This is a genomic window from Butyricicoccus faecihominis, assembly GCF_014648015.1.
Lineage (GTDB): Bacteria > Bacillota > Clostridia > Oscillospirales > Butyricicoccaceae > Agathobaculum > Agathobaculum butyriciproducens.
Window position 1 is genome coordinate 173,751 of record NZ_BMQH01000003.1, and the last position, 13,404, is coordinate 187,154.

General features: G+C 53.3%; 14 protein-coding genes. 3 read left to right on the forward strand and 11 right to left on the reverse strand.

Features of this window, described 5'->3' with window-relative positions; all coding sequences use genetic code 11:
- The 3 genes from IEY11_RS04140 to IEY11_RS04150 form a co-directional block, all read left to right on the forward strand.
- Positions 1 to 577, forward strand: a 577-nt coding sequence (locus tag IEY11_RS04140; protein WP_188885866.1) for an ATP-binding protein, incomplete at its 5' end; no start/stop codon positions are given.
- Positions 578 to 641: 64 nt separating this feature from the next.
- Entirely contained in the window at positions 642 to 815 is a 174-nt protein-coding gene (locus IEY11_RS04145; RefSeq protein ID WP_456236992.1) for a transposon-encoded TnpW family protein, read from the forward strand.
- 77 nt (positions 816 to 892) lie between these two features.
- Positions 893 to 1,258, forward strand: a complete 366-nt coding sequence (locus tag IEY11_RS04150; RefSeq protein ID WP_188885868.1) for a hypothetical protein — start codon at positions 893 to 895, stop codon at positions 1,256 to 1,258.
- 16 nt (positions 1,259 to 1,274) lie between these two features.
- On the opposite strand, the gene IEY11_RS04155 is transcribed toward IEY11_RS04150, so the two are convergent.
- From IEY11_RS04155 to IEY11_RS04205, 11 genes are all read right to left on the reverse strand, one after another.
- The gene (locus tag IEY11_RS04155) at positions 1,275 to 2,303 is read right to left on the reverse strand and encodes a type IV secretory system conjugative DNA transfer family protein (RefSeq protein WP_188885869.1); all 1,029 of its coding nucleotides are present in this window, start codon (positions 2,301 to 2,303) and stop codon (positions 1,275 to 1,277) included.
- Positions 2,304 to 2,306: 3 nt separating this feature from the next.
- Entirely contained in the window at positions 2,307 to 7,223 is a 4,917-nt protein-coding gene (locus tag IEY11_RS04160) for a SpaA isopeptide-forming pilin-related protein (RefSeq protein ID WP_188885870.1), read from the reverse strand.
- A 157-nt stretch (positions 7,224 to 7,380) separates the two neighbouring features.
- Positions 7,381 to 7,695, reverse strand: coding sequence for a type II toxin-antitoxin system RelE/ParE family toxin (locus IEY11_RS04165; protein ID WP_117487790.1), 315 nt, complete (start codon positions 7,693 to 7,695; stop codon positions 7,381 to 7,383).
- Positions 7,676 to 7,948, reverse strand: a complete 273-nt coding sequence (locus tag IEY11_RS04170; RefSeq protein WP_117751153.1) for a type II toxin-antitoxin system Phd/YefM family antitoxin — start codon at positions 7,946 to 7,948, stop codon at positions 7,676 to 7,678. Before IEY11_RS04170 ends, IEY11_RS04165 begins: the two co-directional genes overlap by 20 nt.
- A gap of 76 nt (positions 7,949 to 8,024) precedes the next feature.
- On the reverse strand, positions 8,025 to 8,852 hold the full coding sequence (locus tag IEY11_RS04175; protein WP_243183948.1) for a class D sortase: 828 nt from the start codon (positions 8,850 to 8,852) through the stop codon (positions 8,025 to 8,027).
- Positions 8,740 to 9,705, reverse strand: a complete 966-nt coding sequence (locus IEY11_RS04180; protein WP_188885871.1) for a cell wall anchor protein — start codon at positions 9,703 to 9,705, stop codon at positions 8,740 to 8,742. Before IEY11_RS04180 ends, IEY11_RS04175 begins: the two co-directional genes overlap by 113 nt.
- Positions 9,702 to 10,193: a PcfB family protein gene (locus IEY11_RS04185; protein ID WP_243183957.1), complete on the reverse strand. Its 492-nt coding sequence runs from the start codon at positions 10,191 to 10,193 to the stop codon at positions 9,702 to 9,704. Before IEY11_RS04185 ends, IEY11_RS04180 begins: the two co-directional genes overlap by 4 nt.
- Entirely contained in the window at positions 10,084 to 11,553 is a 1,470-nt protein-coding gene (locus tag IEY11_RS04190; RefSeq protein ID WP_188885872.1) for a relaxase/mobilization nuclease domain-containing protein, read from the reverse strand. Before IEY11_RS04190 ends, IEY11_RS04185 begins: the two co-directional genes overlap by 110 nt.
- Position 11,554: 1 nt before the next feature.
- Positions 11,555 to 11,860: a plasmid mobilization protein gene (locus tag IEY11_RS04195; RefSeq protein WP_118479511.1), complete on the reverse strand. Its 306-nt coding sequence runs from the start codon at positions 11,858 to 11,860 to the stop codon at positions 11,555 to 11,557.
- A gap of 155 nt (positions 11,861 to 12,015) precedes the next feature.
- Entirely contained in the window at positions 12,016 to 12,987 is a 972-nt protein-coding gene (locus tag IEY11_RS04200) for a DUF3991 and TOPRIM domain-containing protein (RefSeq protein ID WP_118479509.1), read from the reverse strand.
- Positions 12,988 to 12,998: 11 nt separating this feature from the next.
- Positions 12,999 to 13,403: a hypothetical protein gene (locus tag IEY11_RS04205; RefSeq protein ID WP_194461860.1), complete on the reverse strand. Its 405-nt coding sequence runs from the start codon at positions 13,401 to 13,403 to the stop codon at positions 12,999 to 13,001.
- Position 13,404: the final 1 nt, after the last annotated feature.

Consider the following 13,404-nt stretch of genomic DNA (forward strand, 5'->3'; position numbering starts at 1 on the left):
CTATCTCTATGACTACACCTTTGCCAACGACAACGGCAAAAACCCATTGATGGACAAGGCCCGCGCCTATGTGGAGAACTGGAAGGAGGCATATAAAAACAACACCGGCCTGCTGTTATTCGGGGATGTGGGAACCGGTAAGTCTTTTTTCGCCGGTTGTATTGCCAACGCCCTGCTTGACCGGGATGTGCCTGTGCTGATGACGAACTTCCCCACCATTCTGAACCGCCTGACCGGGATGTTTTCCGAGGACAAGGCCGACTTTATCGCCAGCTTTGACGAGTACGACCTGCTTATCATTGACGATTTGGGTGTGGAGCGCAGTACCGAGTATGCGATGGAGCAGATGTTTTTTGTCATTGACAGCCGCTACCGCAGCCGCAGACCCATGATAATCACCACCAACCTGAAGCTGGCCGAACTCAAGAACCCGCCCGACCTGGCCCACGCCCGTATCTATGACCGTATTCTGGAACGGTGTGCGCCGATTCTCTTTGACGGGAAGAATTTCCGGGAAGAAAATGCCGGTGCTACCCGACAGGCAGCAAAAGACATTGTAAACAGTAAGCACGATTGATTTTTTACCGAGCGGCACAGACCCGTTCGGAGAAAGGAGCGCCATGAACAAAGAACCCCGTACTATGCAGGCGGCAGACGCCACTACTGCGTCCAGAGCGCCGGAAAACACGCCGGCGATGGTAAAGAAAATCGGAAAGACAACCTACAAGGTTCATGTCCATTTCAGCAATACCAGCACAGAAACCATGAGCGATAAAATCAAGCGTATGCTCAAAAATGAAATTCAGCAGATGTGACAGACTGATAAACGAAGCCGTCTTGTGCTAAACTGATGATGGTACGCACCAAAATTTTTGTCAAGGAGGACACGAAAATGCTTTACACAGAAAAAGAGAAACATGAAATTGAGCGAGTAAAGGAAGTCTTTGCGGAACATCTGCGGCAAAGCCCTGATTTTGAACTGCTCTGGTCGGACAAGGTGGGCTATGTCTGGCTGACGATTGGCGTAAATCCAGTCTATGTGGATACCGGTATCAGAATCGAATCAGCCGCCGATCTCTGCGGCAGGTGTTTGGACGATGTAGCTTCGGATGTTCTATATATGACGAGCAACGATCACGCGCTGGAAGTAGCCGATCCGCTGGAATTGGCCGAAATCAAGCGGCGCTGGGAGCCATATATCAACCAGCTGCCAGACTATGCGTATCTCTGCAAAGACCTGCTGAACGGAAAAATGTAATCTATCAAACGAGGTGTCAGGAGCCATACGGTGCTTCTGGCACCTTTTTTGTGGATTTTTTGTGAATTTGATGAAAAAGTCCTTGACAATTTGTCTCTGGTCCGGCCTGCTTGAACACCTTCCAGTTCTTCACTGCGATGTGATCCTCGTCCACACGCTCTAAATCGTCGAACAGCAGATCCACCGGACTGCGGTAGCTTTCGTCCTCCTCACGAGCCTCGGCGTTGATGACCATGTACATCAGCGTGCCGAAGTTGCGCTCGCTTTCCGGTGCTTCGTGGAACAGGTACAAAATCAGCGCCGAAAGGAACGCTGTTTCCGCCTTGTCCCAGAACGGGTCAGAGGTTTGCGACTTCTGCGGTGTGGTGTTCTGGATCAGTGTGTTGATAAGCCGAAAGGCGTCAATATCCGTGTGCAGGTAGGCAAACGGGTTGTAGCAGTCGGACTGCTTCATGTCGATGAGGTTGAAAATCGTCACCTCGTAGCCCATCTTCTCCAGCAGACCGCCCACAGCGCGGTAGGTTTCGCCCTTTGGGTCACATACGATGTAGGAACATTCCGCCTGCATGAGATTAGGCTTGATGAAAAAGCGTGTCTTGCCTGCGCCGGAGCCGCCAATCACCAGAATGTTTGCGTTCACTTGATGCTGTGGCGGCAGTGCCCGGACATTCATGCTGATACGGATATGCTTGGAAATGAGCAGATAGCGGTCGTTCTTCTTGGTTCGGAAGTGGGCGCACACCTCTTTCGGACGCCCCCAGTAGGCAGAGCCGTGTTCCTCACCCGGTCGGCGGTTGCCTTTTTCGGAGTAGTACCACGCCACGGCAAAGCCATAGAACGCCAGCGCAATCAGCACAAATTTCTTTGTGTATGGCGTAATGTGGATGGAAAACGGGGTTTCCAATGCAGCGGAAAAGGCGTTCAGCCATTCAAACAGCCTAAGACCTTCACCACAGCACCCACCGCCCAGCAGTGCCAGCCAGACCACGAAAACGGCAAGCGCCGCCCAAAGCAGGACGGCGCTTCCGTTGGAATCGCGCTTCACGGCTTAGTAGCCGGTCTTAGGCAGAGTAGTAACACCCGGTTTGTAGACCGTTGTTACCCAGCGGTCTGTCGCCATGATCCACTGTCCGCCGTGCAGGCCGCCTACATCGGTGCGATTTGCAAACTGGTAACCGTTGTTCAGCCAGCTATTTGTCCAGCAGAGAATATAGGGTGCATCCACCTGTGCAAAGCCAGCCTTGACCGTGCCGAAAACAAACATGAAGTCGGTCACATACTCGTTGGAGGCCAGTCCCAGTGCCGCAGGCGAAGCGTCCAGCGAATAGTTCTTCATAGTGGATAGGTTGTCCGCCAGCGTGCGGTAGTCATGCAGATTGGTCTTGTAGACCACCTTATAACTGAGTTTCTGGTTCCATGTGCCGGTAATGATCTTGGTCAGACGCACCGCCGAAGTCGGCAGTGTGTCGCGCCAGTAGAAGCTGTTCAGCGGTACGGTGGAGTTGTTGGCGATGTTCTTGAAGTCGTAGCGGATGGTCTGGGACGGCGTGACCTGCTTGTAGCCGCGCTTGGTCACGGAAACATTAGTGTACACGCTCTGGTTCAGTACCTCCACGCGCACGATCTGGCCGGAGAATTCAATCTCCACCTCGATGGGCTGTGTGGTGGCGCTGTAAAATACCGGTGCTTTGGTTTCGCGGATGGTATAGCGTCCCAAAGGCAGGGTATCTGATTTCGCAACACCATTCTTATCAGTAACAACGGTATTTACCAAATCACCAGCACGATTATAAATTTCAAAGGTTGCACCGGGCAAAAAAGTTCCGGCCGCAAGCGCATTGAATGGGTTATCGTCTGCGGATTTCTTGGTGATTTGGATTTGTCCCATCGTGGGCGTGTTCTTCCATGTAATCGTGGAAGTCGCGCCATATTCCACATAAAAGGTGCGAACTGTAGTATCCAGCACATAACCGTCCGCCGCCTGGATTTCCCGCACCAGGTACTTTCCGTCCGTCAGCGTCTTGTCGATATAGACATAGCCGTTCTGGTCGGAGGTGTACTGACCGATGGGGTTGCCCTTGCTGTCCGAAACGAGGAAAGTCACGCCGTAAATGCCCTTGCCGGTCACACTGTCGATCTTGTGGATGAGCATGGAGCTGGCCTGTGTGTTCTCGACGGTCAGCGAGGTCGTCCTACCAGCCTTTACCTCGAAATTGTGGGGCGTACTGTCCAGCAGATACCCCTTTGCGGCTTTAATCTCGGTGGCGGTGTACCAGCCGTCCGCAAGCTGCGGGAGCGTGATAATGCCGTTGCTGTCCGTGGTATAAGTGCCGATGCGCTCGCCGTTCATCTTGGCGATCTCAAACTTCACCCCCTTGATGCGCTTGCCGCTGTCCGCATCCACCTTGATGATCTGGCCGCCGCCGATAGGCGTGTTGGTAAAGGTCAGTGTCTGCGTGTCGTTTCGGTCAACCTTGACGGTCTGCGAGGTGCTGTCCAGTACATAACCGTCCGGAGCCTTGATCTCCGTTACCACATAGGTATCCGGTTTGAGGTTGACCAACTTGATCTGGCCGTTGCTGTCCGTGGTGTAAATGCCGTTGGAAGTGACGGCGCCGCCGTAGTTTCCGACAAACGAACCATCTGAGGTCGTGATCTTGAACTGCGCGCCGGGAAGCGGCTGCTTAGTCACGCTGTCGATCTTGTCGATAATAAGATTGCCGTGTTTGCCGTTGGAAAACTCTACTGTCACCACATCCTGCTCCTTACCGGAGAGATAGACGGTCTGCGGCGTGTCGTCGATCTCATAGCCTGCGGGAGCCTTGGTTTCCTCCACGATATAGGTTCCGGCTTTCAGTCCGGTGATAACGATAGTGCCGTTGACCGAGGTGGTGTATTCTCCGATGACCGTACCGCCGGTGCCAGAGGTCCCGCCCAGATAACGCACACGGAACTTCGCGCCTTGCAGCATGGCTCCGCTGTCCGCGTCCACCTTTTTGATGATGAGCGCCGAAAGCGGCGTGTTCTCAAAGGTCAGCGTCTTACCGGTGCCTGCCTGAATGAAACAGTCCTGCGTGGCCGGGTCTTTGATGGCGTAGCCAGCTGCCGGTTCCACTTCGGTCACACGATACCAGCCGTCGCGCAGCTTGGTGAGTTTGATCTGACCTTTTTCATCGGTGAAATAAGTGCCGAGGTCGTTCAGTTCTCCAGTGAAGCTGTTGTTGCTGGCATAGGTGATGTGGAACTTTGCGCCTTTGATAGGGTCTTTGGTGATGCTGTCCACCTTGTCAATGGTTAGCGTAGGCTTGGGATAATTGCGGAAACGCACCGTACCCGTTTTATTGGGGACAAGGGTGATGGTCTGCGGCTCGCTGTCCAGCAGATAACCATCCGGCACGCCGGTTTCGCGCACCACATACACACCGGGGTCAAGGGATGTGAGCAGAGCCTCGCCGTTGACGTCGGTCTTGACAGTGGTGAGCGTGCTGCTGTCCGCCTTGTTGACGGTAAAAGTTACACCAGAGAGCGGTGCGCCGGTCACAGCATCGGTTTTTACAATTTTGAGGTTGGGCTTCTTCTCGTTGTTCACCACCAGCGTGCTGTCCTTGCCGGGGAACAGTTCCACATGGTATTCCGTATCGTTCAGCACATAGCCGCTGGGCGCTGCGATCTCCTTGACTGAGTACACGCCGGGTTCCAAATCGGAGATGGAAATGCGCCCGTTGGTGTCGGTCACACGGTCGAGGTAGTGGCTGCCGTCCTCGATCTTTGCGATACGGAAAGTTGCACCGGCAAGATAGCTGTCGTTCTCCGCATCGTATTTCACCACGGACAGGACCGGCTTTTCCGTGTTGGTGAACACGAAACGGGCGTTTTCTCCGGCATTGATTTGGATAACGCGCTTGTCATCATCCATCAGATAACCATTCGGCGCGGTGATCTCCTCCACAGTGTACGCGCCCGGCTCCAGTGCGGTCAGATCGATCTCGCCGTTCTTGTCGGTCACATATTCCTTGGAGAAGGTGCCGCCTACCAGAGAAATGCGGAACTTGACATTGGTCAGCGGCTCCATCGTGCGGCTGTCCGCCTTGATGATGTGGATACCGGGCTTGACGGTATTGAAGAAGGTCAGTGTTTTGATACCGCCGCCTGCGGTCAGCTCGATCTGCTGCGGTGTGCTGTCCAACACATAGCCTGCACTGGTGGAAACCTCTTTTACCAGATAGGTTCCCGGCTGGAGGTCGGTCAGGCGGATCTGTCCCATCTCGTCCGTGGAGAACGAGCCGATGAGGACAGTATCGCGGGTAACTTCAAAGGTCACATCGGGCAGAACTTCGTGGGTCTGCTCATCATATTTGGTGATGATAAGACCCGGTTTGGCCTGATTTTTCAGCACAAAGCTGGTTTCTGTGCCGGAAGTCACATTCACGGTGTAGGTCTGGTCGTCCTTGACGTAGCCGCCGGGGGCAGACACCTCGCGCACCTGATATGCGCCGGGCTTCAGCTTGTCGAAGTACACGCTGCCGCCGAGGTCGGTGGTGCCGGTCTGGGTGACACCGCTCTCGATATGCTTGATCTCCACAGTCGCACCGGCGAGAGAAGCGCCGCTGTCTGCGTCGATCTTGTCCACGCGCAGATTACCGTAAGGCGCATTTTCAAAGGTGACGGTCGCGGTATTGCCGTAGTCCACGGAAACAGTCTTGGTGGTTTCCGCACCCAGCAGGTGCCACTTGGGAGCCGCTTTCTCCGTGATGGCATACTGGCCAGAGAGGGTCAGTGGAACAATGATCTTGCCGCTTGCATCCGTGACGAAACTGCCGAGGACAGTTCCATCCGGGGCTTTCACCTCAAAAGTCGCGCCGGAAAGCGGTGTGTTCGTGCCGGTTTCTACCTTGTTGATGATGAGCGTGGTTTCAGTGGGCGTTTCCGGCTCGTCCGGGGTATCGGACGGCGCAGCGGAATAGCGGCTGAAAGTGGACTGCCGAATCTCGGTAGTAGGGTCGGTGTCGCACATATACCGCTGCAAAGTGCCGTATTTGCTGGTTTCCGCACACAGCGCGTAGTAGATGGCATACTTGTAGACATTGGCGTGCAGCGACATCTGCACCGCGCCGGTCTGGTCATTTACGCTGTCCTTGGGATACAGAACCTTGAACTGACCGGCATAGCTGGCACCATTGGACGAGGTCCTGATCTTGGTGATGTCGTTATTATTCATGTCTACGATACGGGTGCCCTCCGGCACTTCATCTGGCATGGTGAAAGCAATGTCGATGTCGTAATCGCACACCCATGTTTCCGAATCCGCCGTGAACACCTGCTGCAAGTATTCCTTGCCGTCTATGGTGACGGGATAAGCGGAGTCCTTGTCAGCCGTTACGGTGATGGTAGGCTGGGGAACGCGATTCCACCAGATACCGTTTTTATAGATGTTCTTTGCAGCCGCGAGGATTTTCTCGCCGCGCTCCTTTTCTGCACCGGACAGTGAAGGATTAAGTGTTAGCCGGTCAATACTCCAATCGTCTATCAGGTAGCACCAGAGCGCCATTTTTGTAGCGTAATAGGCTTGCTGCTTATTATCCAGCTTGAGTTCAGATAAACCTTTGTGCGGATAGCCGTTAGCAATGATACCCATGATTTTCGGGTCACTGCTGGCTTCGTTGGCAATGTATTTGATACTCTCGCCGGGATTTACCGATTGCGGTACGCCCTTTGTTGTAGGATTGATGCAGTAGGCCGGGATTTCCTTGATTGCGCCGCTGGCCGACTTAAAGTTGAAGTAAGTGTAGGACTGGGAACGGACAACGCCGTTCATGCTGAGGTAGGACATTTTATAGCCGCCGTTGGTGATATTCACCTCGCCCAGCGCACCGCCGATGGTGCTGCTGGCGGCAGAAGCAAAGCCTGTGCAAAGGCTCAGCATGGTGGAGATACACAAAAGTATCGCTATCAGTCTTTTTCGCATAAAAACCTCCTGAAAAACAGCAGCAGCGCAAACCGTGTTCAGGCTTGCGCTGCTGTGAAGTGGTTATTAGATTATTACATATCAATTAGATTTCGGTGCCTCTCCCCTTCCCTAATCGCAAAAAATCCGCCCTGAAAGTTCAGGACGGATCGGTAGACTATATCTGTTTGTCTAAATCTCTGCGGCTGTAAATGATACGGCGAATTTCCATTGTATCACCAATCACTACATAGAAAATAGTGTAGTTTTTCACAGAAATACGATAGTATGGGTACCTGCGCTCTTTAGCAGATGAATAAGGTTCAAATGCTTCTGCACAGGAAAGCCGCTCGTAAATCGCCGTTTCAACCGCATCAACGAAATTTTCTGCGGCGATTGGGTTTTGAAGATGAATGCTGATATAATCAACAATTTCATTCAGGTCGTCTTCAAAAAGCGGCAGGATACGCAGTTTATAATGCTTTTCTGCCATGAATGCGACCTCTTACTCGTTTGAACACTTCATCGCCGGAGTAGCGAACATCGGTGGAATCTGCCATACGATCTGCTTCATCCAATTTCAGTTCTACTTCATCTGTGAGCGCAGAATACTGCTCAATGCTCATAACGACCATCGAACCATAACCGTTTTTGGTCAGATAAACAGGTTCACCGGTTTCCATGACCGTTTTTTCGATTTCGGGGAATTTGTTTCTCAAATCGGAAACAGGTCTGATGTTGATCATAACACTACCTCCTCGCATGAAATTATTATATCACTCCTATCATTATATTATCAGTATTTTATCATGAAATCAACTGTTATTTCTGCCGCGCCTGCACACACCAGCGGTACTGCGGCTGATTCATCACACAGGTCACCAGCGTTACCACATTATCCGTGGTTGGTTTCAGCACGCTCACATCGTTCACGGATACTTTTCGCACCGAATACACGGAATAGGTTCTCGTGCCGAGCTGGGTCATCAGCTTGATGGTATCGCCATTCTTCAAGGTGTGGATCTTCCCAAAGTAGTTGCTGGAGCCGCGATTGTGTCCGGCAAATGCTACATTGCCGTCCCAGATAGAGGTTTCAGTAAAGTGTCCGGCACCTTTCCGCATGGCGGCATTGTCCGTACCCTGATAGATTTTCGCACTCAGTCCAATGGCAGGCGCAGAGAGAGTGCCGAGGGAACCATCCTTGTAATACAGGCTGCTGGTCACAGCAGTATAACCGCTGCGCCAAGTAGTGCCGCTGTTCGAGGGCGTTTCTGCGGCGGGCGGCATGACCGTAGCAGTGCCAGTAGTGCCGCTGCTGGCCGTGCCGCTTTCCAGATACCCTCCGGTCAGCAGATTGGGAGTCAGCCGCTCACCGGAACCGGGCATATCCGCCATCGGACTGCCAAATGCAGGCGGAATATAGGCGGCGTTCTTGCTCACATCAGTTTCGTAGATGTTCGAGCCGCCGACTACCGTCACCGGCTCCACACTGGTCGGCTTGCCGAAGCTGCCTGCGGCTGCGTCTGCTTCGGTGTACTCAAGAGCCAACGCCGGGGTAGCGGTCAGAACGGTCGCTGTCAGAAGTGTCAGCCCCAGCAGCTTTGCCGTTCTCGGCAGAGGTGTAATCTGCGTCCAGAATTGTTTCATCATCGTGCTTTCCTTTCTTCCTGTTTTTGATTTTTGCGGCAGTAAAACCGGCAAGACAGAGTAAGATCAGTCCGCCCGGAATGGCAAGATAGCGCCAGTCCATCGTCGGGGCTTCTTCGACTTCCACCTCCGGCACGACAAGCGGCGTGCCGTGGAACACCGCCACATACTGCACCTTATCCAGCGATACCTTTTTCACCTCGCCACTGTATTGTGCGGTGACGGTATACCCAGTCACATTGCGGCTGGACGCGGTTCCCGTGTAGGTTACGATAGCGGAGAAACGATCTCCGATGGCGTCATCGTCCACATTCTCCGTGTTGTCGGTCTGCCAGTCCACCGTGGAGAAATTCAGCGTCCGCCCGTTCTCGGTCGTGGTCTTGGGGATGTACTCCAAATCCATGCTGCTGAGATTGGGATAGGTGCGGGTCGCGGATACTGTCCACGAATTGTTTTTGTATCCGGCAGGCTCTACGGTGATGGAACTGGTATCCAGCTTCAGCGTGCCAGTGAAGCCTTCCTCGGTGGTGACTGCCTTGGTATCCGCCAGAAGCGGCAGAATAGCGGTCAGTTCCTTGCTTTCGCTGCTGACTGTCACGGTTTCGGTGTACTCTTTGGACTGCTGTTCGGGCAGTTCCTGCCGCAGCAGGTCGGTCAGCGTAAAAGAATAACCGTCCTGCTCAAAGCTCTGCTTTGCCTGCATGGACGGCTCTTGATCGACCGGCAGTTCGTAGGTTTTCCGCACCTCGAAAATACCGTTGTTCATACTGTAACTGACCTGCGACGGGTATTCCGCCGCAAATGCGGTGGTGCTGAGAAGCAGCAGCACCGCCAGAATGGTGATAGGTTTCTTCATCTCTCTTTATCCTTTCCGGGCCGAGGCGGCGACTGCCTCTTATGCTGCCGTATCCGGTCGATGATGGAGATCGGTTCACTCTCCATCATCTCTTGCGGCCAGCCAGTCCCGCGCTCTGCGGATCTGTTCTCTTGCGGAACACGGGACTCTGCTTTTTTTAACGGCTCATCCTCTGTCTGCTGCTTTTCCGGTGCGGCGTAATGCAAACGCTCAAAAACACGGTTCAGCTTGGAAACATCCTCGGCTTTCGCCAGAATATCCACATGACCGCTGTCACTGGCGGTGTCCTTGATAACGCTGAACAGAATACCGTACTTTTTCGCTTCGCGTCGAAAGGCGGCTAAGTCCTGTTCTTTCAGGTCGAACACCCGCAGTTCCTTACCGCTGCGAAGCAGGGCGTTCATGTGTGTCTTGCCCCGCAGCTTCTGATTCTCGTTCGCCAGCGCCAGACACAGGGCCGCAAGGTTCTTGGCTCCCAGTGCGGCCAGCTTCGCTGCTGCTTCGGAGATTTGGATAGCCTCGCGCGTCATTTGCTCGGCGGTTTCGCTGCCGATACTCATGGTATCGCTCCTCCTTCTTGATATTTTGTACATCGTAAACATGGGTCTGCACCCGTTCCGCATCCGCTTCGATCTGCTGGCAGAGCCGCAGTTCTCGACGGAGCTGTTTAATCTGGGCGGTGCGCGTGCTGATCTCCAGCGACAGCACCTCTTTCTGTTCTTCATCGGCGTGCCTCCTTTCTTCGTAGAGTGGTTTTCGCTCCCGCACAGCGGTATCAAGCTGCACGGTGAGCAGATTCTTGGTGGATTGCAGTTCCTCGGCGGTTTCGATTCGGTAGTCTGCCAGAAACCTGTGCTGTGCCAGATATTTTTGAAATTGTATCGTGTCCTCCAGCAGATACCGGCTGACCTTTTGGGAACCGCGTCCTTTGGCTGCACCACGCAACAGATAAACATAGTGAAAATACAGCGCACGAAAACCATGTACCTTGGGGTACTTCTTGAAACTGCCCTTGCAGGTGTAATGCCGTGTAACAGGTAACTGTTTGGGTCGGTTCCATGAACGCTGTGATAAAATCCGCTGCTCAATGGCGCTGTCGGTGTAATTTTCGCCCAGACTGTCCAGTCGGATGAACTTCTTGCCGTAGGGCGGCCTGACAGCGGTATGCTTTCGGTTGCCGCTGCGAACTTGATACCCGACTTTTCTCAATTCGTCCAGAAAAGTCGTGAAGTTTAGCGACTTGACGATAATACCGTCAATATCCCGTCGTACCTGTTCGCGAATGGTCGGCTGTTTGGATTTGACCGCCTGCCATTCCTGATGGCTCTTGCCTTTGCCTTTCGGCTCAATGACGGATAATCCCTGCGCCCGGCACAGTTCATCGGAAATTTTCTGTATCTCCTGAAAGTAGGTTTTCATGTTGCAGCGCAGCTTTTTGCCGTCCAGAAAGGACACAGAATTGACTGCGATGTGGTTATGCAAGTGATGTTTATCCAGATGGGTGCCGATGACCACCTCAAACCGCTCACCGAACAGCCGTTTGGCAAACTCCACGCCGATGGTATGGGTCTGCTCTGGGGTCAACTCACCCGGCTTGAACGACTGAATGATGTGATAGCCTTGCACGCCGCCCGTCTTGTTGTAACGCCGTTTAGTGCGCTCCATATCACGGCTGGCGTTTTCCACGCTGCTGCAATTCAGACAGCTTTCAAACAATCGCTGCTCGGTCTTATCTGGGTTTACAGCGTAGTCGATCATGTCGTCCAGTGAGGTCTTCTGCTCATTGACGGCATATCGGACAGTTTGCTTAAAGTCTAGCCGAATCGCAAAAACTTTGGTAATGGCCATATCAGAATGATTTGAGCTTGTCCCAAATCTGCACCTGCATATCTGCGATGAGCCGGAGCGTTTCCTCCGTTACCGGCTCACCGGAGTTGGCACGCTTAGTGATCTGGTTAATGTTGTTCGCAATGCCGGAGGTCTGCCGCAGCAGCTCCGCCCATTCCTCTTTAGGCCGGGGCTGCATCTGCACGCCGAGGATCACATTGCGGACAAACGGCTCGATTTTCAATCCGGCCAGTTCCGCCTGCGCCAACAGGTGATCGCGCTCCGCGTCCGTTAGACGGACGGTGATTTTTCGTTCTCTGAGTTTCATTCGTTATTCCTCCAATTTAGGGTATTAGGGCACTCCCTAACAAGCGGCGCTGTTCGGTGACGAACGGCGCTTTTCGCAAAATGCTGTCATTTTGCTATGCTTGCAAAAATATTCGGAGCGGCCGCAGCCACACCGAATTTTGAGCCGCCTGCGGCTCACCGTTCCGGCTCGTTCCTCGCCCTCTGCCGAGGAGAAATGCCTTTCTGCCGCATGAGCCATTCATTGTAGTCCTTACCCTCAGCGGGCAGTTCCACCGATACGGGCAGGTCGCTGATTGCCTGCGAAATAGCACCGGCCGCGCCGCGTCCTACCGCATCGTTGTCCAGCCGCAGCACGATTTCCTGCACATCGATGTGGCGCTTCAGGTAACCTTGCAGAGCAGTAGGCACCTTGGGCGTTTCATTCGGTCTGGACTGGTAGACGCCGCCGAGAGAAAGAACGGACTCCTGCTGCCAGTCCGCACCCTGCATTTTTACCTGTGTGAGATATGAGAGCGCGTCAATGGCACACTCGAACACATTCAGTTTTCCATTGCCTTTTCCGGTGATGGAAAAGCAGAATTGCTTGCTGCTGCCGGTCACATCCCGCTTGAAGCCGCTGCCGGAGAGCGTTCCGCGCAGTGTAGCGTACCGTGGTGTTTTGCCGTCATAGCCGACAAACACGGCATTGTGGTAGTCTGCGGCTTCGTACAGTAGGCCATGCTGAAAACAGTAGTCGAGTATCGCTATGTCGATGCCGCGTGAAAGCAGATAGGCGGTCACACGCTTGTTGTTTTGGAAGCGTACCGGCAGGAGAAAATCCGCCTTTGGCTTTTCTTCCTTTTGGACAGGTGCGGACTGCACTTTGCGGGCATCAAAAAAGCCGCACTGCTCATTGACAAGCTGTACGGCATCGGGAAATTTCATATTTTCGACTTTGATCAGATACTCCAGCGCGTTGACACCACCCATTTTATCGTGGGACCACCAGCACCATTTTCCGTTGGAGATTTTCAAACTGTCGTGGCTGCGGAGCTTATACGCTCCGGGGCCGGTGGGAATGAGTTCATCCGGCTTGTATCGCCGGAGAAAGGTCAGCAGGTCAGGCTGACGGGCACGCTCGATCTGCGCTTTGGTTGCATAGGGCATGGAATCAACTCCTATCGTTCTCGGTCATTTCTTATTTTCTCTGCGTAGTCTTTCACGCTGTATCGCTTCATATAGGCATTTTCACTGGGCGCACGGCTGTTCAGGTCGATTCCCTTTAGCCTGTAGTCATCCGGGTCAAGAACTTGTTCCACCGGAATAAAACACAGCTTTGCCGGAGATTTCAGATTGCCGTTAAATACGCCGACTGGCGTATGGAAACAGCGGTCGCCGCATACCCAGAGAAGTTTCACACCTTTCGGCACTTCACCAAACGGGCGTTTTAGGATGACAACGGACATCGGTTCAGCACCCATCGTGCGGTAATAATCCGTTCTGGCTGTCTTTTCGTAGGCACGGATCAGATTAGAAAAACACACCTGCGGCTGTACATACAGCCAGCTTTCTTGATACCCCATC

Excerpts from the sequence above, each read along its gene's own strand:
- IEY11_RS04145 (WP_456236992.1), top strand. The coding sequence starts at position 642 with ATGCAGGCGGCAGACGCCACTACTGCGTCCAGAGCGCCGGAAAACACG.
- IEY11_RS04150 (WP_188885868.1), top strand. The coding sequence starts at position 893 with ATGCTTTACACAGAAAAAGAGAAACATGAAATTGAGCGAGTAAAGGAA.
- IEY11_RS04160 (WP_188885870.1), bottom strand. The coding sequence starts at position 7,223 with ATGCGAAAAAGACTGATAGCGATACTTTTGTGTATCTCCACCATGCTG.
- IEY11_RS04165 (WP_117487790.1), bottom strand. The coding sequence starts at position 7,695 with ATGGCAGAAAAGCATTATAAACTGCGTATCCTGCCGCTTTTTGAAGAC.
- IEY11_RS04170 (WP_117751153.1), bottom strand. The coding sequence starts at position 7,948 with ATGATCAACATCAGACCTGTTTCCGATTTGAGAAACAAATTCCCCGAA.
- IEY11_RS04175 (WP_243183948.1), bottom strand. The coding sequence starts at position 8,852 with ATGATGAAACAATTCTGGACGCAGATTACACCTCTGCCGAGAACGGCA.
- IEY11_RS04180 (WP_188885871.1), bottom strand. The coding sequence starts at position 9,705 with ATGAAGAAACCTATCACCATTCTGGCGGTGCTGCTGCTTCTCAGCACC.
- IEY11_RS04190 (WP_188885872.1), bottom strand. The coding sequence starts at position 11,553 with ATGGCCATTACCAAAGTTTTTGCGATTCGGCTAGACTTTAAGCAAACT.
- IEY11_RS04195 (WP_118479511.1), bottom strand. The coding sequence starts at position 11,860 with ATGAAACTCAGAGAACGAAAAATCACCGTCCGTCTAACGGACGCGGAG.
- IEY11_RS04200 (WP_118479509.1), bottom strand. The coding sequence starts at position 12,987 with ATGCCCTATGCAACCAAAGCGCAGATCGAGCGTGCCCGTCAGCCTGAC.
- IEY11_RS04205 (WP_194461860.1), bottom strand. The coding sequence starts at position 13,403 with ATGGGGTATCAAGAAAGCTGGCTGTATGTACAGCCGCAGGTGTGTTTT.